Origin of the sequence: Rubripirellula amarantea, from assembly GCF_007859865.1 — a bacterium.
Taxonomy (GTDB): domain Bacteria; phylum Planctomycetota; class Planctomycetia; order Pirellulales; family Pirellulaceae; genus Rubripirellula; species Rubripirellula amarantea.
Map to the genome: position 1 here is coordinate 221,631 of NZ_SJPI01000004.1, position 25,654 is coordinate 247,284.

General features: G+C 53.6%; 17 protein-coding genes. 13 read left to right on the forward strand and 4 right to left on the reverse strand.

What is annotated here, in order from left to right:
- Positions 1-105: 105 nt before the first annotated feature.
- The 6 genes from Pla22_RS24735 (at position 106) to Pla22_RS24760 (ending at position 8,461) form a co-directional block, all read left to right on the forward strand.
- Positions 106-1,593, forward strand: coding sequence for an ammonium transporter (locus tag Pla22_RS24735; RefSeq protein WP_390620305.1), 1,488 nt, complete (start codon positions 106-108; stop codon positions 1,591-1,593).
- 151 nt (positions 1,594-1,744) lie between these two features.
- Positions 1,745-2,632 carry a glycoside hydrolase family 18 protein gene (locus Pla22_RS24740; protein ID WP_146517574.1) on the forward strand — a complete coding sequence of 296 codons (888 nt, stop codon included), beginning with the start codon at positions 1,745-1,747 and terminating at the stop codon, positions 2,630-2,632.
- Positions 2,633-2,885: 253 nt separating this feature from the next.
- A complete protein-coding gene (locus Pla22_RS24745; RefSeq protein ID WP_242632325.1) occupies positions 2,886-3,959 on the forward strand; it encodes a KpsF/GutQ family sugar-phosphate isomerase in 1,074 nt (357 codons plus the stop codon).
- Between the two features lie 57 nt (positions 3,960-4,016).
- Entirely contained in the window at positions 4,017-4,532 is a 516-nt protein-coding gene (locus tag Pla22_RS24750; RefSeq protein ID WP_315854262.1) for a KdsC family phosphatase, read from the forward strand.
- A 42-nt stretch (positions 4,533-4,574) separates the two neighbouring features.
- Positions 4,575-7,607 (forward strand): hypothetical protein, encoded by a 3,033-nt coding sequence (locus tag Pla22_RS24755; protein WP_146517577.1) that lies wholly within the window; start codon positions 4,575-4,577, stop codon positions 7,605-7,607.
- 167 nt (positions 7,608-7,774) lie between these two features.
- Positions 7,775-8,461, forward strand: a complete 687-nt coding sequence (locus tag Pla22_RS24760) for a response regulator transcription factor (RefSeq protein WP_146517578.1) — start codon at positions 7,775-7,777, stop codon at positions 8,459-8,461.
- 71 nt (positions 8,462-8,532) lie between these two features.
- Here Pla22_RS24760 and Pla22_RS24765 read toward each other — a convergent pair whose 3' ends face one another.
- The 4 genes from Pla22_RS24765 to Pla22_RS24780 form a co-directional block, all read right to left on the reverse strand.
- The gene (locus Pla22_RS24765; RefSeq protein WP_146517579.1) at positions 8,533-9,402 is read right to left on the reverse strand and encodes an alpha/beta hydrolase; all 870 of its coding nucleotides are present in this window, start codon (positions 9,400-9,402) and stop codon (positions 8,533-8,535) included.
- A gap of 90 nt (positions 9,403-9,492) precedes the next feature.
- Complete coding sequence (locus tag Pla22_RS24770) at positions 9,493-11,550, reverse strand: M3 family metallopeptidase (RefSeq protein ID WP_242632327.1); 2,058 nt, start codon at positions 11,548-11,550, stop codon at positions 9,493-9,495.
- 208 nt (positions 11,551-11,758) lie between these two features.
- Positions 11,759-12,205, reverse strand: a complete 447-nt coding sequence (locus tag Pla22_RS24775) for a hypothetical protein (RefSeq protein ID WP_146517580.1) — start codon at positions 12,203-12,205, stop codon at positions 11,759-11,761.
- Positions 12,202-13,605 carry a TIGR01777 family oxidoreductase gene (locus tag Pla22_RS24780; protein ID WP_146517581.1) on the reverse strand — a complete coding sequence of 468 codons (1,404 nt, stop codon included), beginning with the start codon at positions 13,603-13,605 and terminating at the stop codon, positions 12,202-12,204. The genes Pla22_RS24775 and Pla22_RS24780 overlap by 4 nt, the downstream gene beginning before the upstream one ends.
- A gap of 128 nt (positions 13,606-13,733) precedes the next feature.
- On the opposite strand from Pla22_RS24780, the gene Pla22_RS24785 reads away from it, so the two are divergent.
- The 7 genes from Pla22_RS24785 to Pla22_RS24815 all read left to right on the forward strand — a co-directional run bounded on the left by Pla22_RS24785 (position 13,734) and on the right by Pla22_RS24815 (position 25,628).
- Positions 13,734-14,465: a carboxylesterase family protein gene (locus Pla22_RS24785; protein ID WP_207310479.1), complete on the forward strand. Its 732-nt coding sequence runs from the start codon at positions 13,734-13,736 to the stop codon at positions 14,463-14,465.
- A 68-nt stretch (positions 14,466-14,533) separates the two neighbouring features.
- Positions 14,534-15,550, forward strand: coding sequence for an AAA family ATPase (locus Pla22_RS24790; protein ID WP_146517582.1), 1,017 nt, complete (start codon positions 14,534-14,536; stop codon positions 15,548-15,550).
- 2 nt (positions 15,551-15,552) lie between these two features.
- The gene (locus Pla22_RS24795) at positions 15,553-16,539 is read left to right on the forward strand and encodes a DUF58 domain-containing protein (RefSeq protein ID WP_146517583.1); all 987 of its coding nucleotides are present in this window, start codon (positions 15,553-15,555) and stop codon (positions 16,537-16,539) included.
- Positions 16,536-18,566, forward strand: coding sequence for a BatA domain-containing protein (locus Pla22_RS24800; protein ID WP_146517584.1), 2,031 nt, complete (start codon positions 16,536-16,538; stop codon positions 18,564-18,566). Before Pla22_RS24795 ends, Pla22_RS24800 begins: the two co-directional genes overlap by 4 nt.
- On the forward strand, positions 18,563-22,168 hold the full coding sequence (locus Pla22_RS24805; RefSeq protein WP_146517585.1) for a proline-rich domain-containing protein: 3,606 nt from the start codon (positions 18,563-18,565) through the stop codon (positions 22,166-22,168). The genes Pla22_RS24800 and Pla22_RS24805 overlap by 4 nt, the downstream gene beginning before the upstream one ends.
- Positions 22,165-24,552, forward strand: a complete 2,388-nt coding sequence (locus tag Pla22_RS24810; RefSeq protein ID WP_146517586.1) for a hypothetical protein — start codon at positions 22,165-22,167, stop codon at positions 24,550-24,552. Before Pla22_RS24805 ends, Pla22_RS24810 begins: the two co-directional genes overlap by 4 nt.
- Entirely contained in the window at positions 24,549-25,628 is a 1,080-nt protein-coding gene (locus Pla22_RS24815) for a hypothetical protein (protein ID WP_146517587.1), read from the forward strand. The genes Pla22_RS24810 and Pla22_RS24815 overlap by 4 nt, the downstream gene beginning before the upstream one ends.
- Positions 25,629-25,654 lie beyond the last annotated feature (26 nt).

The window sequence follows — 25,654 nt, forward strand, 5'->3', positions numbered from 1 at the left end:
TTCGACCTGAACATTGAATTTTCCCAGGCGGGGGAAAGTACAGCTTGGGAGGACGTGCGTCGCTGTCGTTCCGAAGTCTTTTCTCAATATTTGAAGGTGGAAAAAATGTTGTTTTGGTCCGTTCGTCAATGCGCGAGGCCCCGATTATTTGGCTTGCTGCTTCTCGTTTCCCTTCTTAGCGTGACTCCACTTACTTCACACGCTCAGGAAGCTGAATCCGCATCCGCGGAATTGGTGACTAGTGCTCCTGATGCTGCCAAGGTCGCGACCGAAGATCCCGCCGGTTTGACCGACAGCCAAATCGCCAACGGCCCCTACGCTGCCCACAACGCGTGGATGCTTGTTTGTTGTGCATTGGTGCTGTTCATGACCGCCCCCGGATTAGCAATGTTCTACGGCGGTTTGGTTCGTCGTAAGAATGTCCTTAGCGTGATGATGCAGTGCGTGTTCTTGATGGGATTGATGACGGTCCTTTGGGGACTCTATGGCTACTCGCTCGCTTTTGGAGGCGACGGTGGCTGGATCGGCAATGCGGATCACTTGTTCATGAATGGCGTTCAACGGCAATGGAGCGACATCCTGAACGAGCCGATCACACCCATGTTTGGCGACATGACCATGCTCACCCACATGCTTTTCCAAGGCATGTTCTTCATTATCACCCCTGCTTTGATTTGCGGTGCTTTTGCTGAGCGGATGAAGTTTTCGTCCATGGTAGTATTCTCGGTATTCTGGGGCACGTTCATCTACTGTCCGCTATGCCATTGGGTTTGGGATGGTGGTCCACTGGCGTACGGTGCAGACGGCGCGTTCGCTGGCGGTGCGTTGGACTTCGCGGGCGGAACCGTGGTCCATATCAGCAGTGGTATCTCGGCGTTAGTCGCCGCCATCATGATCGGTCCCCGCATGGGCTTTATGAAGGAACCGATTCAACCGCACAACTTGACTTACACGGCGCTTGGTGCAGCGATGCTGTGGGTGGGATGGTTTGGCTTCAATGCCGGCAGTGAGTTGCTCTCCGATGGATTGACCAGCAGCGCGTTCGCTGTCACCCACTTTTCTGCTGCTGCAGGTGGCCTCGCTTGGGCGTTGACCGAGTGGGGTGCTCTTGGCAAACCAACGGTTCTGGGTGCCAGCAGTGGTGCGGTTGCTGGCTTGGTCTGCATCACACCAGCGGCCGGTTTCGTTCAACCAATGCCCGCAATCGTGATGGGATTGGCCGCAGGAATCGTCTGCTACATCGCCTGCAGTAAGCTGAAGATGATGCTTAAGTACGACGATGCGTTGGATGCATTTGGGGTCCACGGCGTGGGTGGAATCCTGGGCGCGCTATTGACCGGTGTCTTCGCCACTCGGGCGTGCTGGAACGTGGCCGACGGTAACAAGATTGGCCTGATCGAATCCGGTGGCGACTTCTCGCTAATGATCGGACAAGCAGTCGCGATACTGGTCACTTTGCTGTTCGCCGGCGTAGGCAGCTTTGTCCTGTTGAAGGTGATCGACATCCTGATGGGAATTCGGGTTGCCCCAGATCGCGAACAACGTGGCCTCGACGTCAGCGATCATGGTGAAGAAGGCTACATGATGGCGTAAACGACGCTGAAGCGATGACTACAATTCGCTACAATCCGGCACCCTGCTTTGGGGTGCCGGATTTTTTTGTGCCTCACTACGAAAAAGTAAAATTTTGCAAACGACCTCTGCCTCCAAGTCATCGTTCATTCGCTTCGCGCTTCCCCTCGTGATGCTGACGCTCGCTCTAACGACCGGAGTATCTCATGCGGACGATTCGAAGTTCGTCGTCGCTGGATATCTTCCGAGTTACCGACTCGACGATTGGCAGCCTACCAACGATCGGATCACCGACATCATCTACTTTGGACCGTCCGTTACCGAAGATGGTAGTCTTGATGTCTCGGGTTATTCCGACGCAGCACGGCAACGCTTGGCGGAAATACGCGAGAAAACCAACGCACGAATACTTGTCACCGTAGGCGGATGGGGAAAATCGAAGGGATTCGCGACGATGGCATCCAACGATGACAACCGGGCCGCTTTCGTCGAAACGTTGATGACATTTTTGCGAGATGAAGGTTTCGACGGCGTGGACTATGACTGGGAACATCCGGCCAATGCCAAGGAGCTTCACGGATACACTCAACTCGTCGTCGACACCAAGGCTGCCTTGCCCTACGGAAAGCTCGTCACGCTCGCGATGGCCCCCTGGAACCAATTGGAACCGGCACTGTTCAGCGCGATCGACCGCATTCACTTGATGTCCTATGACCACGGTTTCCCTCAAGCGACCTTGGACAAATCGGTGGCTGATGTGGACATGGTTCGCGGCATGGGCTGCCCCGCGTCCAAGATTGTGCTCGGAATTCCGTTCTATGGTCGAAACAAAGACCGGGCCGCGAAGACCTATGCTCAGCTTGCTCGAAGTCAGTCGGCGGGACCGAGCGTGAACATCATCGATGGGTTCGCAGCCAATGGGCCAGAGCTAGTCACTGCGAAAGTTCGCTTGGCAAAGACCGAAAAACTCGCTGGCGTGATGATCTGGGAAGTTGGGCAAGATACCCAAGGTGAGTCATCGCTAATGAACGCCATTTCCAAAGCGATTGCCGAGAAGTAAACGTTGCTTCAACGATACTGCTCCACCATCACTGCTTCGCAACCACTGCTTTGTGATCTGCTAGCGAAAAGCACTGGGCAGACACACACGGCGCATCGGTGAAGTCTAATGATGGCAAAGCAACGTGTGGCGACTCCATCGCGGGTTCTAGCAACCTAACGAACGCAATTTAACGAACCTTGCGACGCCCATGGGAAACTAGGTAGTCTCGCTATTCTTCGACGATGCTGTTCCTCGAGCAAGGATGCTCTCCATGGCCAACGCACTGCCTCAACCTCACACGACTGCTCCCGCGGTGCCGCAAACACTGATTGAGCGGCTATCGATGGTACGTGACATTGTGGCCCAGGAAGCTCGATCGCTGATGGAAACATCAAAGTCGCTGGGTGTCGATGCCGTCAAAGCCGCCGAAATGACGGCCCAATGTCATGGAAACGTCGTTATCACTGGCGTCGGCAAAGCCGGTTTGGTTGGCCAGAAACTAGTCGCCACTCTCGCCAGCACCGGCACTCCCGCTCATTTCCTTCACCCCACCGAAGCGATCCACGGTGATCTTGGACGCGTCGGAAAGGGCGACTTAGTTTGGGCATTGAGCAATTCAGGTCGCAGCAGCGAGGTGGTTCAGATTGCGTCGATCCTGCGTCGCCAAAGCAGCGGACTGATCGCATTTACCGCCTGCACGGACAATCCGTTGTCCGCCGCAGCAGACGTCACCGTATGTCTTGGAAAACATACCGAGGCATGCCCACACGGACTCGCCCCAACGACTAGCACGACCGTGATGATGGCGGTCGGCGATGCAGTTGCCATGTTGGTGAGTCGCTTACGTTCGTTCACCGCCCAGGACTTCGCGAAGTTCCATCCGGGAGGCGCTCTCGGACAAAAAATGGCACAAGTCGATCAAATCATGCGTCCGCTCGCACAATGCCGCGTTGCATCCCAAACCATTACCATTCGTGACGCAATGGTCTCAGCGTCGCAAGCTGGTCGACGCAGCGGAGCTGTGATGCTTGTCAACGATGACCTTCGGTTATCGGGAATCTTCACCGACAGCGACTTGGCTCGTCTACTTGAAGCGCGTGATGAAGCAGCCCTTGATGAGCCTATCGCAAATCGAATGACAACGTCCCCCACCACGGTCGCTAAAGGCATGTTATTGCAAGACGCAGTGGCCGTGATGTCGCAAAAACGAATTAGTGAGCTGCCAGTAGTGGACGCCCAAGGCAAACCCGTGGGACTGATCGACATCACCGACATCGTAACGTTGTCCGACAAATCCAATGGCACTCCGACAATTCCCATGACCAGCTCACCTGACGCTGTTTGATACCCACCAAGATTTATGTTGGCCACTTTACCCATGTGCCCTTTTCGGAAATAAATCGTGAAAGACGCTGATCTCGCTGAACCGATACGTTGCATCTTGTCCGATGTAGACGGAGTGATGACCGATGGGCGTATCATCTACGATTCCAGCGGTGTGGAAACCAAGCAATTCAATGTACGAGATGGCTTGGGTATCAAGCTGTGGATGAAAAGCGGATTCCGTTTTGGAATCTTGACCGCTCGAAACAGCCCAGTCGTACAACGGCGGGGCGAAGAACTTGGCATCGATTCAATCCAGCAGGGCTTCGAGCAAAAGTTGCCTGCCGCGATGGAAACTTGGCAATCTTGGGGAATCGCTCCCGCGGAAGTGTGCTACATCGGCGACGACCTTCCTGACTTGCCCGTCATGCGCCAAGTTGGACTCGCGGTGGCTCCCGTGGACGCATCCCTCGACGTACGAAACCAAGCTCAATGGGTGCTGCGTTCCAAGGGTGGCGAAGGGGCTGTACGAGAATTGGTCGATCGACTTCTGCGAGCCAAGAACCGATGGGAGGAGCATGTCCGCGTGAGCTAGTCGCTCGATCCAAAGCGACGATCAAACGCAGATGCAATCTCGATGGCTCGAATCATCAACTACTTCACCGCATTGATGTTCCTTTTGGGAACCGCGATTATCTACCAGAACACGTTTGTGCCATGGTTAGAACCCGTCGCTGCGCAGCCGGTCCCGGCCAGACCCGCCCAAGAACTTCGCGGTAACGATTCGCTGCGTGATTTATTTGCCGAAGACAGTTGGCAACGAGGATCTTGTAAGTGCCTGCAAACTTCCGAAGGCATGTTGCTGTTTGAAAAGTGGGAACAATCCGGCGGCGATCAATGGAAGTTATGGCCCGTCACCGTTGTTTTGGGACGTGGAATTAGCGCTAAGAAAGACGATCAACCGATCATCTTAGAAGCTGCTCAAGGTGCCGAAATCAAATTTACTTCATCGCTTGATGTGATGAGCGGCGGGGCACCACCGATCGACCGAGGTCGCATGATTGGTCCGGTTCATATCTATCGAGCGGACCCGCATAAACAAAATGCCGAAAGCGATCGTTCCATCGATCTGAGAACATCAAACGTCGGCATTGACCGAAAGAAGCTTTGGACCACCGATGCCATTGAGATGCAGTTCGGGCGAGCTCGAATGATTGGTCGTGACCTTACGATTCACTTGGCGGGTAACCCGATCTCTAACAGTTCCGGAAGTCCAGCTTCGATCCTTGATCGAATGGAATTGATTTATCTCGATGAATTGGTCATGCCGTTGGAAAAGAGCGACGCCACGGTGGAGATACAATGCAGCGGCCGGGTGGAGTACGACTTCGCAATTGACCATCTGATGATGCGTGATGAGGTGTCGTTGATTCACCGCTCGGCAACCGGCCAAGTGGACGACTTCCGATGTGATTCGATCGAATTGGGCCTCAACAATCCAACCGATTCAACCATCCTAAGGACCGGTCCGCTCGATTGGGTAAACCGCATTGTTGCGAAGGGCAATCCCGCCGCGGCAAACCTACCTAGCTTTGACGCCAGCATTACCGGTGACCAGATCGACGTCGATGTTTCGAGGGGACGAATTGAAGCCATCGGAAAACAAGGCATTCGCATTCGTCGCGGTGGCATTTCTGCGAGTCTTGCTAACTTGGTCTATCAATTCGATCCACGTGACCCGAAACGGATCGGAAACATTTTGGTCGACGGGCCTGGCATCGTTTCCATCGACGATCCTGAAGTTGCAGTCCGAAAAGCCCAATGGGCGGGCGCACTGGAAGTGAAACCAGAAAAGCTAAACGCCGACGACGCTACGAATGCGAATGTCAGCGTTTACGTTGAAGATGATGTTCAAGCTTGGCTTGTCGATGGCGGCGAATTTAGCGCCGACAACGTCGAGGGCATTCTTAAGTCAGTCGACTCGAAGGTTCCCGGTGAACGCCCATCACTGGCCCCTGAACAGTTCGACATCAAGGGCAACGTCCGTATCAACACCACCGCAATCGCCGCCGACACACAACGATTGCGGTTGTTTTTCGTCGACGACGAACGAGCGCCCGTGCCGCGCAAAGCCGCTCCGCCCGCCTCACCACTTCGGCAATGGGTGTCGCAGCCAACAACCAATAACCTCGTTGACCAACCGAGCAGTGCCGTCGCACCGGTTGCCCGCAGTCGTCCTGAGGTAAGCGGTGACATCATCATTGCACAGCTTCGTCGCACGACGACCGGCCTTAGCGCAAAGCAACTGAAGGTGGAAGGCAACGTACGAGTTTCGCACAAGATCGAAGCCAACGGACAAAATTTGGATACGGTGCTAACCGGTGAGTTGCTGCAGTTGCTTAATCACGGTGGTGAAGACGTGTTGCAACTGGGAAGTGGAATCGAGAGTCCAGCGCGGTTCGAAATTGGCGACGGTTTCTTTGTTGGACCCGAGATACAAATCCGACCTCGCGAGAACATCATTTGGATCAAGGACGCCGGAGAGTTCCAGTTACCTTCCAACGCTCTGCCCACCGGATTGGCTGGTCAAAACGGAAGCTCAAAAATTCAGTGGATCAAGCCTCCGTATTGTCGCTGGCAGGGCGAGATGCTGTTCGACGGTCGAAAGATTCAATTGACCGACGGAGTCGATATTTCCGCTGCGATTTTGAACGGGACTGAGCCATGGGAATTCAAGATGAGTGGCGAACGCCTGGAGGTCGACCTTTGGGACGACGTGAATCTGCAAGACATGGCTGCCGTTCGACAGGCTCGCGTGCAAGCGATCACGCTCCTAAAGTCAAATGAACACCCGGTGTTTGTCGAAGCGTTTCAACGGGCCGCGGACGGAGTGCTTGAAGCGAAGCATTTGCTTTATGCTCATTCGATCACCATGTCGCCTGGGATGACGGCACCCCAATTTGCGTTGCTGTCGCCCGAACAACGCGCCAATGCATCGGTGGGCAGTGGAAAGATTGTCGGTGAAGGGCCTGGGTGGTATCGCGCCTGGGTCCCCAGCCCGAGCGAAGGACCAATGCAACACGACCAAACGGCAACGATGGTCGATGACGCCGAACGACCACTCACCGGAATTCATTTGACGTACAACGACCAGATGACCGCTGACCTGACAACTCGGGCACTCACCTTTGAACGTGGCGTAAGAGTGGGATCGCGATCCGTCACTCATTGGGAAGATACGTTCAACGCAGCCGAGATGACGGCGTTGGGGGTGGGTGAGTCAACGCTTGATTGCGACCAACTTCGCGTGGCGATGGAGCCACCTTTGCCCGGACGACCGGCGATAGGCGTAGCCACCATCCCTTGGGAAATGCAGGCGATTAGCGGCGTCGTGTTCCGCACTCGAAGTGACAAGGGCTTGCTCGAGGGCACCGCCAGCCGAGCGGCCTATGCCGCTTCGAAAGACATGTTCACTGCCCAAGGAGCACCCTCGCGACCGGCGATTATCCGACGCAGCCTGCCCGATGGGACTCCACAGCTCGAAACCGCTGTCCGGTCCATGGTGATCCGACCTCGAACCATGACCATCGACAGCATGGAATTTGAACGAGGCTCCGTGGCCACCCCTACCCAGGGAATTTCCGCGAGCGGTGCTGCGAATCGCCGCTAGCACCCACCCTCGGGGTGAGCCAGTGGTCGATCTTGGCGATGGCACTCGCTATTATTCATGAAACCTTCACTGAAAACGAGGGCTCCCTGTGGGTGCGGAAATCTACTGAAACCATTAGAAACTGTGCGCACGGATACTTCGCTCACAATGGTCCCTTGAATTGATTCATGACTAAAACCAAAGTTCTGGTCGTTGAGGATTATCGTCCACTCGCCGAAACCCTTGAATACCAACTTCAACGGGCTGGCTATGATGTTCACCTTGCGGCCGACGGTCGCGAGGCCATTCACCAAGCCCGGCTCATTCTGCCAGACGTCGTGTTTCTCGATGTTGACCTGCCCGTCATCAATGGCGTTGATGTCTGTAAGCAGTTACGGTCGGATCCCTCCACCAAGGAAATGCTGATCTTGATGCTTAGCGCCCTCGGTGAAGAATCCGATCAAGTGGTCGGGTTCGCCGTAGGCGCCGATGACTATGTCGTCAAACCCGTGGAAAGCTACAAGGTGTTGCTTCAACGATTGAAGGCACTGCTACGTCGACGCGAGCCATCCATTGACGACGTGGATCAGTACACCCGCTACGGTGTAACGGTCGATCGCCGCCGTTTTGTCGCTACTCTGAACGGCGAACAACTCAAGCTAACCAAGAGTGAATTCCAACTTCTCGAAGCACTCATACGCCAACCTGGTCGTGCATTTGATCGCAACGAACTTGTCGGGGCCGCGCTCGGTGAAGACACACTTGTACTTGAACGAACGATTGATGTTCACATTCGCGCATTGCGAAAGAAGATGGGCGAGGCTGCTGATCTGATCGAAACCGTCCGTGGGATCGGCTATCGATTTCGCGAGTAAACAGCCCCAAGCATTCAATCGCTTTGGACAACGTCTCGGGCAACCTCTCAGACACCCAATCAGACACCTAGTCAGCGGTGCATCAAGTGTCGGTTGAAAAACTGAAGTGTCTGCTCGTTGGTGTGATCTTTCTCCACGCCACCCCAACCGTGGCCCTCGCCGATCAGCAATTCAACCCGGCCGTCAACGTTATGCTTTGACATCCTCTCCGCCATCAACACTGCTTGATTCACAGGTATCAGTGGGTCGTTGGTGCCTTGAAACAACAAGATGGGCGCGTCAGTAGAATCGACAAACGTGATCGGCGATGCCTGGCGATAACTTTCCGGCTTTTCTGCTAGGGATCCGCCAATAAAGTCGGCCAGCAACGGAACGCTAATGTCGGGAATGTTCGGTTGAGTAAAGTCAGTTGGGCCGAAGTATGAAACGACCGCTTGGACTTTGCTGGTTGGCTGATGGTCATCCTCCATCACACCGAGCAACATTGCTAAATGGGCACCGGCGGAAAATCCCATTGCTCCCAATCGACTTGCATCGATCCTGTAATCGTTCGCATGCTCTCGCAGAAACCTAACGGCGTTGCGGACATCATCGACCTGGGCCGGAAATCGATGCTCGGGACAAAACCGGTACGAAATCGTCGCCGCCACGTATCCGTGTTCCGCCAACCCACGAATATCATTCAGGTGCGAACGACGGTCTCCCTGACGCCACGCTCCACCATGAATCACAACGACGCACGGAAGCGGTTTGTCGGTATCGCTAGGCTTCGCCAAATCAAGCTTCAGTTCCACGTCGCCTGCCGTGGAATAGACGACGCCCTCTACCAATTCCACGGCCGCGGACGCTGACAACTTCACCGGCGCGGCTGCTGGATTTTCCGCGTTGACGTAGAGCGCTAATGAAGCCAGCACGGCGAACGTTGCGAATCTAAAAATCATCGAACTTCCTCGTATTAACGATTGCCCAAAGAGCAGACTTACCTCACCGCCGACCGGATTCTCACAGCAATCCCGTATCAAAGTCGGTTTCTACTCAACGGGGAAACCACGTTTTCGCAGCAGTGCTTTCGTGTCGACCGGGCGACCGCGAAACTTCTTGAATCCTTCGGCTGGATCAATCGTATCACCGACACTCATCACGTTATCGTGCAAGCTCTTGGCGACGTCGGGGTCGTAGAAACTACCGGCTTCCTCAAAACGCTCGGCCGCATCGGCGGTCAAAGCATCCGACCATAGGTAGCTGTAGTAACCGGCTGAGTACGAGTCGCTCGAAAAGATATGAGCGAACTGAGGCGTACGGTGACGCATGGGAATCTCGCGAGGCATTTCAAGTTCCGCCAACGTCGCTTTCTCAAACGCGTCCGGGTCAATTTGAACATCGCCAGCCAGATGCAACTTCATGTCCATCAAGGCACTAGCAAGGTACTCGGTTGTCGAGAAACCCTGGTTAAAGGTTGCCGCCTTGTTGATCTTATCAATCAATGCTTGAGGCATCGGTTCGCCTGTTTCGTAGTGGACGCAAAACTTCGACATTACTTCGGGCGTTTCGAGCCAATGTTCATTCAATTGCGAAGGAAACTCAACATAGTCGCGAGCCACGTTCGTCCCGGCTTGAGATCGATACTTGACCTTCGAATTGAGGCTATGCAATGCGTGTCCAAATTCATGGAACAACGTCACCGCATCGTCCCATGAAATCAATGTCGCTTCCCCTTCGCTGGCCTTCACGAAGTTTGAGTTGTTTGAAACGATCGGACGGATGGACTCATCCAAATTGGATTGTTCGCGATAGTCCGTCATCCAGGCGCCGCTGCGTTTGCCTTCACGCGCGTAGGGATCGAGGTACCACAAACCGACGAACTTGTCATCGGCATCGGTGACTTCCCAAATCGTGACATCCGGGTGAAAGACGGGCAATCCGCTGATCTGCTTGAACTGCATGCCGTAAAGCTTCCCCGCAGCCCACATCATGCCTTCGATAAGCTTGTCCATCTGCATGTACGGTTTCACGTCACCAAGATCCAGATCGTACTTTTCCTTTCGGACCAGTTCCGCGTAGTAGCGATAGTCCCATGGCTCGATCGTGATTCCGTTACCCTCGGCATCAGCAATCGCTTGCATGTCCGCAACCTCTTCACGAACACGCGCGAGGGCTTTCGGCCAAACCTTTAGCATCAAGTCCATTGCCGTTGCTGGATCTTTTGCCATGGTGGGCTCCATACGCCAATGAGCGTGGGTAGCGTAGCCGAGCAGTTTGGCGCGAGCGGCGCGAAGCTGCAAGATTTCGGCTATCAACGCGTTGTTGTCGTACTGGTCACCGTTGTCACCACGGTTGTAGTAATTGCGCCAAACCTTTTCACGCAGCCCACGATCTTTGGCATACGTCAAAAACGGGTCCATCGAAGATCGCGTGTTCGTAATCGCATACTTCCCACCCTCTTCGTCTCTCTCGATCGCCGCGTTCCGCATTGCTGACACGATGCTTTCGGGCAAACCAGCCAACTGTTCTTCATCGTTGACCCAAGTCACATATCCTTTTTCGTCTTCGAGAACATTCTGGCTGAACTGTGTGAACAGTCTCGCTAGTCGCGTATTCATTTGTGATAGCTTTGCTTTCTCGCTAACCGTCAATCGTGCGCCTTTGCGAACGAAGGTGTCGTACAGGTCCTTCGTCAAACGAGTTTGCGCAAGGTCCAAGGACCCATCGGACATCGCATCACTCTTCGCAATCGCTTGTATTCGTTCAAAGAGCGGTAAGTTTTGGTAAACGCGATCTTCGTGTTCCGAGAGTTTAGGCACCACTGCCTTTTCGATATCGGGTACCGAACCCACGTTTAGATTGGACGCATACACGAAGAAAACTGCTTCTAAACGTCTCAGCATTTCGCCGGTCCGTTCCAACGCCTCGATCGTATTTTCGAAGGTAGGACGTTCGGACTGAGTCGCGATCGCGTCGATCTCTTCTTCCGCCTCTGCGATTGCATAGTCGAAAGCAGGAACAAATTCTTCTAGACGAACTTGATTCCATGGTGGGACTCCTCCGTGGGGGCCGGTCCATGGCTGAAGCAGAGGTGATTGAGCAATCATGTCGGTGGATTTTTCTGGAGTAGAGTTCGTATCGGTTTCAATCGCCATACAGACGGACAGCAGGCTGCCAAACAGAATCGCCGCGACGGACGATAATCTTAAAGTGTTCACTTCGCGTATTCCTTGGGCTGATCGCAGAGTCGGACAGCCCAAGTTTATCGCCCCGGCAAAGCTCGTAACACGGGCAGCACCTCAGAAATGTGCTGGCCTAAGATCGGCCGAGCATTTTGGCCGCAAAGTAAGCAAGAAGGACTCCACGTGCAGTCCAAAGCATCGTTCGAATCCAATTGGTCGCTACCAACCCTCGGTACGCGGATTGATCAAACCCAAGCGACAACTTTCCGTGATAGGGAACTTGCAGAAACGCCGTTGAAAGCCAAATCAAGCCTACCGCGACTAGTCCCAAAATGGCTGCGGTCCGAGAAAATCCTGGGGGTGCTGCGACAACCAACGCGCAAGCAGTGCCTAACTCAACGAGCATCGGTAATGCCACAATGGGTGTGATCAAACGGCTATGATCTCTTTCATAATCAGCGAACCCTTCGGTACCAACTCGATCAAACAAGTTGTAGTGCACGATTTGAACCATCCAAATCAAACCGACCATGTACCAGGTGGACAATAGGTTTAACAAAAAGACCACGTGGCTGTTCATTTGTTGCGTTCCAACGATGGCAAACGAACACGTCCCAATCCATATTTCAAATAATCTGCTAAATCGGTAAAGCGGAATTGGTAGCCCGTTTCGGTCAAGACTTCTGGAATCACACGCGTACTCGCAAGCAACAAAGCGTCTGCCATTTCGCCTAGCGCCAACCGCAATCCAAATGCCGGTGCAGGGATAAGAGCAGGTCGATTGAGCACTTTGCCGAGCGTTTGGGCAAAGTCGCGATTGCGAATCGGATTTGGCGACACAAAGTTAACGGGTCCATTGACTTGATCGTTTGCCAACACGTGATGAATCCCGCCAAGCACGTCGTCGATCGCAATCCAACTCCACCACTGCTGGCCGTTTCCCAAAGCTCCACCGCAAAACTTCGCGGGCAACAATGTCTTTTGCAACGCTCCGCCTTGCGGCGAAAGAATGATGCCAAAACGTGTGTTCACGACTCGTATTCCAGCGTCGATCGCTGGCTGGCAGGCAGCTTCCCATTCCGCGGCAACGTCGGCAAGAAAATCATCACCCGTCGAAGAACTCTCAAGAAGCGTCTCGTCGCCGCGATCACCATAAATCCCGGTTGCGGAAGCACAAACTAGAACCTTCGGCTTCTTGTGCAGCGAAGCCAGACCCTCGCATAGCTGGCGAGTCTTGATGACTCGGCTATCTCGGATTTCTCGCTTGACCTCATCACTCCACCGTCCCGAGGCGATCGACTTACCGGCAAGGTGCACCACGGCATCGCATTGAGAAAGCTGTTGCAATTCATTCGAGTCCGACCAAACCGCTAAGTGATCGGGTCGAGGATCTGGACTGCGTACGAGATTCACAACTTCGTGACCGAGCAGAGTAAGCATCGACGACAAATTGCTACCGACCAATCCCGAGCTGCCCGAGATCGCAATTCGCATCGGGTCCATCGGAGTTTGACTAGCCATCGCGAGATCGTCCTTGGTAATGCGATGACGGTAAGCGAACATCGCCTCGATGGTATGACATGCCTTCCCCGAACCGAACAGGTTGCCCAACGCCCCCATCGGTAGCTCATAGGTAATTTCATCACGAAGTCGACATGATTGAGCCTCGTCGGCTACCTCGTGAAATTCGTGCCTGTGGTCCCAACGTTTGAATGGACCGGATAGTTGAGTGTCAGCAAAAAGACGCGGTGGATCGTACTGAACATGCTCGGCAACCCAACGAAGTGACACTCCCGCGACCTTCGTTTTCAACACCACTTGGCTGCCCACGTGAAGGCTTTGGTCGGAATGTTCGATCTTGACCGATTCCCAAGGTGGGACCAATCGCTGCAGTGCTCCCGGACGTTCGTGGTACGCGAAGGCCTGTTCCGGCGAAGCGGACAGTTTAGTCTCGGCGATGTACTGCTGAATTGAACTCATGACTCTTCCATGGTCGGCACATGTCAAGGGAACCCAAATCGGTTGGAAAGCAGCCTACCCCACCGGCCTGAAAGATGCAGCTACACTGATCGTTGACGCTCAGCATCCTCTTCAGGCGGAATCCATTCGTGGCACGATACTTTTTGCTTTTCTTTCTAGTGTTCGGTCCAGCTCATTCTATTAAATCACTCCTTTCAGCCAGCGAATTCGAGCATGCGACGTTCCAACGAACGGAAGGCGAAACCATGCAATATCTGCTGGCTCTGCCGGAGGCCTACGCAAGTAACACAAGCGAACGATTTCCGCTGCTTTTGTTTTTGCACGGCGGGGGCGAAAGTGGCTCGGACATTGAAAAGGTAAAAACCCACGGTCCGCCAAAGCAGATCGCGGCCGGAATGTCGCTTCCCTTTGTTTTGTTGGCTCCGCAAAACCCCCACGAATCGCAATTTTGGGACGATCAAACGCTGGCCGACCTGCTCGACTCGATTGAATCGGACTATCGCATCGATCCCGATCGAATCTACTTGAGCGGGATGAGTCGCGGAGGTTTTGGAGCGTGGCGTTTGGCAATCCAGAAACCGAACCGTTTCGCTGCCCTTGTGCCTATTTGTGGTGGCGGAGACGCACCCTACGCCAAAAAGATTAATCATCTTCCGACCTGGGTTTTTCATGGTGCCAAAGACCCTGTTATTCCCATTTCGGAATCTCAGCAGATGGTCGATGCGTTGGAAGCGGCTGGCGGGAACGTCATGTTCACGATCTATCCCGAAGCGGATCACGATTCTTGGACCGAAACCTATGACAATCCTCGGGTTTATCAATGGATGCTAGAACAAACTAGAAAAGTTGCTGCGCCGTGAAGTATGTGCAACTCGCTACAATGAAGTGACACCGCAATTCCAGCCCCCTCCACCAATCCCGCCTCGTTATGTCTATCGATTCGCTCGGCTCCCTATCCGTTGAAGATGAAGCGAGGATTGTTCAGCAAATCGCCGACGCTCGCTCTTCGATCACGCGTGAACTATCCAAGACCATTATTGGACAAGACGAAGTCATCGAGCAATTGTTACTCTGCTTATTCGCTGGCGGACACTGTCTAATTACAGGCGCTCCTGGCTTGGCGAAGACATTGCTGGTTCGAAGCGTCTCGGAAGTCTTTCACCTTAACTTCCAACGAATTCAGTTCACGCCGGACCTGATGCCCGCCGACATCACAGGCACTGAAATATTGGAGCAAGATTCCGGCGGACATCGCTCGTTGAAATTCGTGCCCGGCCCAATCTTTGCCAACGTTATTTTGGCCGATGAGATCAACCGCACCCCACCGAAAACTCAAGCTGCGTTGCTAGAAGCGATGCAGGAACACCAAGTGACCGCAGCCGGCAAGCGGTATCCGTTGCAAGAACCGTTTTTCGTTCTGGCCACTCAAAACCCTATCGAGATGGAAGGCACTTATCCGCTGCCGGAAGCCCAGCTTGATCGCTTTATGTTCAACGTCTTGATCGACTACCTGCCGCCTGAAGATGAGTTGTCAGTGGTGCTGCAGACTACGTCTCGGTCCCCTGAGAAAATTGTGCCGCTGTTTTCGGGCGAAGACGTCCAGAATTTTCACCAAGCGGTGCGTCGAGTTCCCATCGCTCGTGAGGTAGCCGAACATGCTGTAAAGCTCGCCAGTGCAACGCGCCCCGGACGCGAAGGGAGTGCCGATTGGATTAACCACTGGGTTTCTTGGGGCGCAGGTCTTCGGGCCGCTCAAACGCTGGTGTTGGGCGGTAAGGCACGAGCACTTTTGCGCGGCCAGTCTCACGTTACCTTTGACGACATTCGCACGCTCGCTCACCCCACTCTGCGACACCGGGTGCTGCTGAGCTACAAAGCGGAAGCCGAAGGCGTCACGATTGAAGATGTGATCGATCGACTACTGAAATCAATTCCTGCGGCCTGATCATGAGCGATGCATCGCCACCCCAAGCATCGATTGACCCGCACGCGTTGATGCGAATTGAACATCTTCATTTGCGTGCCAGGACAATCGTCGAAGGTTTCTTTGGTGGATTGCACCGCAGTCCGTTTCATGGTCAATCAGTCGAATTCAGTGAATACCGACCGTACTCGGTTGGTGACGACTTACGGTCGCTCGATTGGAAGTTGTTAGCCCGCAGCGATCGTCTATACGTCAAGAAGTTTGAAGACGAAACCACCCGCCGTTGCTACTTGGTTCTCGATCAAAGTAAATCCATGGGCTACGGATCGCTCGAATACTCGAAACTTGAGTACGCGCGAACTCTATCTGCGACCCTGGCCTACTTCCTAACTCGAACTCGCGACAACGTGGGATTGCTAACGTTCGACGATATGGCTCGCGATTTCGTGCCCGCGATCCAACGTCCTGGTCACCTGCGGCGATTGCTGGTGGCCCTATCACGGCAACCAAGTGGCGAGGGAACCGATCTCGACACACCTTTGTCACAAATCGCAGCCATTGTGCCCCGACGTGGATTGGTGGTGCTAATCTCCGATTTGCTCACTCCCGTCGGAACGCTAAAGAGTCATTTAGCATCACTGCGCAGTCGTGGCCACGAGGTGCTCATGATTCGTGTCCTCGATCCAAGTGAAAAAGAGCTTTCACTTCCCAAAGCAACCATGGTCACGGACGTTGAATCGGGTCGCCAGATTTACTTGGACCCTGAACAGGCGAGAGAGAAATACCGTGCCAAATTTCTCGCTCATCAACTCAAACTGCAACGAACTTGTGATGCAGTAGGCGTCGCGTTGCATACCGTCTCGACCGACCAGCCACTTACGGATGTCTTGTTTGAATTTGTTCGTGTATCCAATGCGCGGCAAACAAGCATCGCGAGAGGCGGCATGCTCGCGTCGCAGGTCGCAAAAGAAGTGCCAGATTCTCAAACCGTCACGGGGAACCGTTCATGAGCTTCCTCGCACCGCTCTACTTACTTGGTGGTTTGGCGATCGCATTGCCGATCTTGTTTCACCTCATCCGACGAACTCCTAAGAGTGATTTGACTTTTAGCTCGTTGATGTTTCTCGAAGAGACTCCGCCTAAGCTGACTCGTCGAAGCCGGCTTGATCACTTACCACTTCTCTTGCTTCGAATTCTTGCTCTCGCATTGCTCGCGATTGCCTTCGCGAGACCTTTGCTACGATCCGCTACTACTGTTCCCTTGGCCGGCGCCAGGGAACGAGTGGTTATCGTGATCGACACCAGCGCAAGCATGAAACGAAACAACCTTTGGTCACAAGCCACCGAGAAACTACGGTCGATTTTGAAGAAGGTCGATCCTCAAGACGAACTCGCCCTCATCGCATTTGATTCGCTAGCTCGACCGATCATCGGATTTGAAAGTGAGATGTCCACTACCGAGAAATGTGAATACGCGAATCTCATCATCGACGACAAAACCCTCAGCCCCTCATGGCATTCCACTGACCTATCACAGGCTCTTCAGTTAGCCGCGGATATTGCCAGCGAAGAAACAGCGGAGCGTTCTGTATCCACCACCACTCGTATTGTGTTGATCAGCGATCTGCAATCGGGATCTAACTCGAGTCAACTTCAGGGGTACGCATGGCCGGAAAACGTTGCTGTCGATGCCGTTGGTTTGTCGACGCCCGCGAGCGCAAACGCATCGGCTGAAATCCTGGTCAGCAATCGAGATCTCGAGCAAACCGACCAAAACGATGTGAGAGTCCGAGTTACCAACGCAAAAGAATCAGCCAAGTCTCAGTTCGCCGTCGCGTGGGACACTGCCAGCGGCAAAACTCGGAACGATTTGACAACTGCGATTGATGTTGATGCATTGAACAATGCAGTGCCAGTCCAGGTACTGCCGGGGCAAAGCCGCATCGTTCGTATGCCCATTGCTACACCGCCAGCGGAGTGCTTGATCCTAAGTGGCGACGATCACTCGTTCGACAATCGGTGGTACATCACCAAACCGAAACCGACCAATCAAGCCATCTGGTTCTACGGCAAGACATCCGATCGGCCTAAACAAGCACCGTACTTCTTCCTTAGCCAAGTACCATTAGGCGATTCCATTCACCAAATCAAAACCGAACTCGTTCAAACCTGGCCCGCAAGTGGGCCACCTAATGTGGCAGATGTCCCGGTGATCATCTTATCCGAGCCGCTCACCCTGGATTCGCCCGTCTGGCTTCAAGACTACATGACTGAGGGAGGCCGCATCATTGTGTTGCTCACCAAGCGAGATCAGCAGGAAGCGATGACGCAATCGGTCCGAACGATTTCAGGTGACGAGTCCTTCGATGTTCGTGAAGCTGAGTTGGATGAGTACGCCATGATGAGCGAGATTGACTTCTCCAGCCCGCTCTTTGCGCCCCTTGACGATCCCAAGTTCAACGACTTCACTAAGGTTCGCTTTTGGTCGACACGCGAGATCCACGAATTTGACGACCAATGGCACACGCTTGCTGCGTTCGACACTCAAGCACCCGCTATCCTCAGTCGAAAAATTGGCAAGGGATCGCTATTCTTATTAGCAAGTAGTTGGCACCCTGATGAGAGCCAACTCGCTCTATCGAGTAAGTTCGTTCCCATGATGAACGGACTTTTGCGTGCCCCGCGTGATTCGTCGTCGACTTCGAGCTTGTTTGTTGGCGATACGGGTGACCAATACACCGAACCCGGAGTCTACGAAAAAGAAGACGGGACATCAGTTGCCGTCAATCTTCACCCCAGTGAAAGCGACACGACGCCGTTAGAAGTCGACTGGCTGGATCGTCTTAACGTCCCCATTTGGGACACCAACGATTCGATCTCCGACGACACATCGCCAGACACTCCGGACGCGGCGCGTCAACTACGTGATCGCGAACTCGAATCTTCGCAATCCTTGTGGCGACTTCTCTTGATCGTCGCTTTAGGATTACTAGGCATCGAAACGATCTTAGCCAAAGTTCAAACGAGGCAAGCATGAGCAAAGCAAAGAAGATTCCCGCCTCGATGGACACTTCCACCAACGAAGCGCTCGGCCGACGCATCCGTCCCGTTACGTCGCGACTTCGCAAGATGAGGTTCTGGCGCACGTGGACGGTCGCTGCTCTTGCGCTAGCGGCCATTGGAATGTTGATACTGCAATTCGCTTCATTCACGCCGCAAACGTTTTACACCATTCTTGTTTTAGGAATCACTTTCTTCGCTATCACCTTGGTTTGGGCCGCCCGAAGCTATCGCGACGTCAAAGGCGTTGCCAGCCGAATAGAGAAAAGGTTCCCATCGCTTGACCAGCGGTTAATCACCGCCGTCGACCAACGTGGCGATGAACTTGGCTACCTACAGCAAAAGGTCATTCGCGAAGCAAGAGATCACTCGCGAGCCAACGCGTGGCCTGATGTTGTGTCCAAAGCAAAGCTGTTCTGGAGCCGCATGCTGGGGCTCGCGAGCACAGCGTTTCTGGGCTTGGTCTTGGCATCGCTCAGTGTATCCGAAGCCAAGATGCAGGCATCGGCGTCCATCGACCGAACCATTCCTCTCAACGGAGTTGAAATCTTACCCGGTAACACGGAAGTGGAACGTGGGTCCGCGGTAATTGTAACGGCGAGGTTTGGTCAAGACTTTGAACCAAGTTCGATTCCTACCGATGGTGAATTAGTTGGCAAGTCTAACGACGGATCAACGTTCTCTATTCCCATGCGACGAAACCTGGGCGATCCAGTACTTGCAGCCTTGCTCTCATCTGCCGAATCAACATTTGACTATCAAATCAAAACACCGATTTGGCAGAGTGACACTTACCATGTCGAAGTCTTCGATTACCCCGCCATGCTTCGAAGCGACGCAAGTCTTGACTATCCCAGCTATACCTCGCTGGAGGACAAAACGATTCAAGATACCGTTCGCGTTTCAGCGGTACGGGGAACGAAGGTCACGTGGGTGTGTCGGCTCAATAAGTCGGTCGAGTTGGCCGAGCTAGTTGAAGCGAAATCTCAAAACGTTGTCGTCATGGACATCGGTGATGATCAAACCGCGTCGGTAACCATGACTCTGGAATACAGCGGCACCTACGTGCTGCGGTTGGTCGACGACCTGGGACGCGAGAACAAGGTTGATTCACGACTGACGATGAAAGTTCTGGACAATGGCGTTCCTAAGATCGAGCTGATCGCCGGTGGTGATGCGAGCGTCTCTCCGCTGCAAGAGTTTCTTGTACGTGCAAAACTACAGGACGATTTTGGTTTGGTCGCAGCAGGGCTCTCTTACACTCTCGGATCTAACTCACCAGTCGACATCAGCTTTAAAAAGGATTTGGATTCCGATTCCAAGGATTTTCAGGTGGTGGAAACCACAATTGATTTAGAGAAACTTGAAGCACAAGAAGATCAATTGTTGACCTATCACTTGTGGGCTGATGACATTGGCCCCGAGGGTAGTCAGCGCCGAATTCAGGGCGATATCTACTTTGCCGATGTGCGTCCCTTTGAACAAATCTTTCGCAAGGGTGATCCGCCACCGGGCGGCGAATCCCCCCCGAGCCAAGGCGAACAACAGGCTGGCGAATTAGCTGAACTGCAGAAGGAAATCATTAGCGCAACTTGGAAACTCATCGGCCGAACATCTCGCGAGAAAGATTCACCGGAATTTGATGCCGACGTGCAAGTGGTCGCCCAATCACAATCCGACGCTCTTGATATGCTTGCCGAGTTGCAGCAAAAGCTTAACGACTCGCGCAGCAAAGAGATCGCAGAACAAATCGAGTCCGATATGACGGATGCCGTGTCTCGATTGACGGAAGCTGATCTGGCCGCTGCACAATCGTCGGAACAGGCGGCCTATGGTGGATTGTTGAAGTTGCGAAGTCGCGAATTCAATGTATCGCGTCAAAAGCAACAATCGCAGGGAAGTTCGTCGAAGAGTCGAAACAAACAGAAGCAACTCGATGAACTCGAGCTAGACCAGGACGAGAATCGCTACGAAACGCAAAGCCAAGCTCAGAAGTCGGCCGAACAAGAACAAGCGAAGGCAAACCGGCAAGTGATGAATCGGCTGAAAGAACTCAGTCGCCGTCAAACGGATCTCAATCGTGTTCTCGCCGAACTGCAGACAGCCATTCGAAAAGCCGAAACTGAAGAAGAACGCGAGGAGATCGAGCGAAGGTTGAAACGACTTCGTGAACAGCAAAAGGAAATGCTTCGCGACATGGACGAACTCGCAGAGCGAATGGAACAACAGTCACAGCAATCAGGCGACGAGAACGCTGATTCGCAAAAGGCTGAACTCCAGAAAGCCCGCGAAGATGTTCGCAAAGCAGGTGAAGCTATCGAAAACGAAGACCCCGGCTCGGCGCTCGCTTCGGGCGCAAAGGCCGGTGAACGACTCGAGCAGTTGCGCGACGAGATTCGCGAAGCGTCAGCAGGTCAGTTCGATGAAGGTCTGCGTCAAATGCAATCCGAAGCAGAGGAACTTCAAGAGCGCCAGGAGAAGATTGCCGAACAACTCGCTAACAATCAAGATAATGATCAACAGGCAGGTCTTCGAGCCGGTGACGAATCAGATGAGATTGCTGAAGAGATTGACCAGCAATCGAATCGGCTGAAACAACTGACCGATGACATGCAGGCGATGGTTGAGCAAGCGGAAGCAACCGAGCCACTACTTGCTGAAAAGCTCTACGATGGATTTAAGGCGGTTCAAAAACAAGAAGTCGAAACGCGACTGCAACAAGCTAAGCAGCTCAACGAACTGGGATTCGACCGTCAAGCTCGCGAGGCGGAATCAATGGCTAGGGAAGGAATCAATCAACTCAAGCAGGCGATTGATGATTCGGCAAAATCAGTCCTCGGCAGTTCCGAAAAAGCATTGCAAGAAGCCCTGGCGACATTGGAAAGACTCGAGGATCAAATTGCTGGACAGCAAAGTTCGGACTCAAATGACGGCGGGAATCAGCCGGCCGAGGCACAACAAGCCAGCAATACCGAACCCAACGATACCGAACCCAACGACACTCAACCGTCGAACTCTTCTCAGAACGGTCCGCCACAAGCAAGCCCGGAACAATCCAATTCGCAACAACCTGGTAATTCGGCGTCTCAGAACCCGCAATCCCAAACTTCGCAGCAGGGTTCACCGCGACAGGGTTCACAACCGGGGCAGCCTGGTTCCCAACCATCTTCACCAAACAACGATCAACGACCATCGGTGATCAATCAACTCGCAGCCAACAACGAATCGGGACCAGCGTCTCCGGTAACCGGTGACGGATTCCGGGAATTCAGTGACTCACTACGCGACGTCGAAGAGATGGTTGATCGTCCTGAACTAAAGTCTCGCGCCGCTCAAATACGAGATCGAACTCGCGAGATGCGAGTCGACTACCGCCGAAACAGCAAAGCGCCCTCTACCGACAAGATGGAAGAATTGATCGCAACGCCTTTAAGGGAACTTAGACGCGACGTTGCCGAAGAATTGATGCGTCGTTCGGCGGAACGAAATGCGATGGTCCCGATTGATCGTGATCCCGTTCCCAATCAATTCAATCGTTCTTTGGAAGTTTACTACAAGCGTTTGGGGATCAGCGAGTGATTCTCAGCGACATCATTCTTGGTGCACCTAATTGGCTCATAGGCGTTGTCATTGCTGCAGTTGCATTCGTGCTGGCAGCATCATGGTCGTACCTAACGACTCGCGGACTAGGGTTCGTCAAGACGGCGGCTTTGCTCCTAAAAGTTGTGGGAGTGCTATTGCTACTCGCTTGCCTTTTGGAACCCATGCAAAGGCAGACCCGGCCACGCCCCCAAGCGAACGTGATGGCGTTGCTGGTGGACGACAGCGAGTCAATGAACGCGACCTTTGCCGCGAACAAACCGACTCGTCATCAAGTCATGAGCCAGCAAGTCGCTAGTGATGAAGCCGACGTTCAACCTTGGCGCACCAAACTAGCTCAGATGTTCGATATCCGAGATTACGCTTTTGATTCTCAGGTCCGCAGTTTAGATGCGTCGAATGGCCTTACCGGCAAGGGGCGTTCTTCATCGCTAATCTCTTCGATCGATTCCGTGGCGTCGCGGTTGCAACATCGTTCGATGGCCGGTGTCATCCTTTGGACCGATGGCAATGCCACTGATCTGCCTTTGCAAACACGCGACTATGGCGAACTCGGCTTCCCGATCTTCCCGGTGATAGATGACCGTGTCGTTGAAATGCCCGACCTTCAAGTTGCCGACGTCAGTGTGGCTCAAACGAATTTCGAGACCTCGCCTACGACGGTGAGTGCTAATATCACGTCGACCGGTATTACAAGCCAATCTGTCGTGGTGAGTCTGATGAGCCAGGCTTCCAAATCAAAATTGATTCAGTCGCAGACCGTAACGGTGACCGATGGCAAACCCACGAACGTGACGCTTCGCTTTCGCCCCGAAAAACCAGGAGTGCAGTTCTATACCGTCTCTGTCGCTCCGAGGAATTCGGACGCCGAAGTCACCGTTGAGAACAACAAACGAACGGTCGTTGTGGACCGAGATCGCGGTCCCTATCGAGTTCTTTATGTCGCGGGCAGACCAAACTGGGATTTCAAGTTCATGCGTCGTGCCTTGGGTGCTGATCATGAAATTGAATTGGTGGGCCTGCTTCGCATTGCGGGTCGCCAGCCCAAGTTTAGCTTTCGTGGCGGAGCAAGCAGCGATACCAATCCGCTGTTCGCAGGCCTTGGCAAAGACGAAGAAGAGACAGCATCTCAGATCGACGAACCGGTGATGGTTCGACTAGGCGTCAAGGAATCGAGTGAATTGAGTTCCGGTTTTCCGCAAACAGACGAAGAGTTGTTCCTTTACGACGCACTTATTCTCGATGACCTTGAAGCGGACTTTTTCAACCAGGACCAAATGCTTCGAATAAAACGTTTCGTTGATCGTCGCGGTGGCGGACTGCTGATGATGGGCGGCCAGGAATCGTTTGACCGCAAGTCCATGCGAGGGACACCGTTGGGCGATTTATCACCGGTTTATCCGACTGATGGACTCAGTGCCACTGATCGGGCATTAGACGAAGATCAAGAATACACTTGGAACCTGTCTCGCGAAGGCTGGCTTTCGCCATGGTTGCGGCTTCGCGAGAATGAAGCCACCGAGCAGTCCCGATTGCAGACAATGCCCAAGTTTCGATCGGTCAATTTGGTCGGAAGTTTGAAGCCGGGAGCCCGCGCGATGGTGACACTGACATCGTCCGACGGCGAACCCGAAGCCGCTCTAGTGACGCAGCGATTCGGAGCCGGACGCACCGCGGCACTAACGTTGGGCGACCTTTGGCGATGGTCCATGCGTACTCCCGCCGCAATCGGCGGCACCAGTTCCGCTACGGACCTGCCACTCGAAGATTCATCTCGAGCTTGGCGACAACTGGTTCGATGGTTGGTCAATGAGGTACCACCTCGCGTGAGAATGGAGGTCATTCCGTCCCAATCGGCTCACCTTCCTACGCAAATCACCGCCATGATTCGCGACCCCGATTTCCAACCTCTAGATAATGCTCAACTGAGCCTTACGGTGACGACTCCGGAGGGCGAATCGATGGAAGTCAGCGCTGAAATGTCCGACCAGGAACCGGGAGTATATCAAGCTGAATTTTGGCACCAATCGACCGGCGGATACCTTGCAACCCTCACCGCTGAAAACGAGGATGGATCCTTCATTGGCAGCGACGAAGCGGGTTGGGCAGTCGACCAAGCCGCTAACGAATGGACAGACCTGAAAATCAACACAGACTTGCTAGAGGAAATTGCAATCGAGTCCGGTGGTCAACTGGTTCGAGTGTCCGAGCTCGATCGCTTTGTTGATGAACTCACCACACGAGATGTTCCTGTTACCGAAACCCACCTTGTTTCACTTTGGCACCAATCGTGGGTCATGCTAATTGCGATCGCATGCTTATGCGGCGAATGGATCATCCGACGTACGCGAGGATTGGCATGAGAATCGTTTGCCTAATTTTGATCAGCGTCCTGCTGGGTAGTGTGTCGATGGCCGATGAGGCGTCAGTCGATCAACCCGCAAAGGTAAAGTCCGCAGTGGTTAAGTCCGCCGACGTCATCGTTGCGGTGGGCGCTCCTGGAAAACCAGAGTACGAAAGCCTGTTTCGGGACTGGGCTACGAAGTGGAAGACCTTGGCCGAACAAACTGAAGTCTCTCTAACAACGATTGGGCTAGACGGTGAATCCAATAGCCAAACAGATAGCCAAACAGATAGCCAAACAGATAGCCAAACAGATAGCCAAACAGATAGCCAAACAGATAGCGAACTCGACGACAAGAACGACCGAGACCGACTACTCGCGTTGCTTCAACAGCAAGCACAAACCGATGACATTCCCTTGTGGATTATTTTCATCGGTCATGGGACCTTTGCCGAAGACATCGCAAATTTCAATCTGCGTGGCCCCGATTTGTCGGCAAAACAGCTCAACGAATCTATCGCGAACATTAATCGCCCGATCGTATTTGTAAACACGACTTCATCGAGTGGACCATTCATAGACCGATTGTCCGGTGAACGACGGGTCATCGTGACAGCGACCAAGAGTGGCGAAGAAGAGAACTTTGCGCGGTTTGCCGGACGGTTTTCCAACGCGATCCAATCGCTCGAATCGGACATCGACCATGATGACGAAGTTTCGGTACTCGAAGCCTTCCTGAAGGCTAGTAAGCAAGTCGGACAAGACTACGTAGCCAGCGATCAACTGGCGACGGAGCACGCCCTTATCGATGATAACGGTGATGCGAAAGGCACCCCAGCAACCATGTTCCGTGGCCACCGCGTCGATGGCGAAAGCCAGGACGGATCTGCCATTGACGGGTTACTCGCAAGCCAGATCACGATCTTCCGATCTGACAGTGCGGCAGCACCATTGTCTGCCGAGAAGATGAAACGACGCAGTGAATTGGAAAGCGAACACGAAGCGCTGCGTCAAAGACGTAGCGAATTGTCCGACGCGGAATACGATGCAGCGTTACTGCCCATCATGCTCGAGATCGCCGACCTTTATCAATAGTGGATCATTCGGTCGAAACCGGCAAG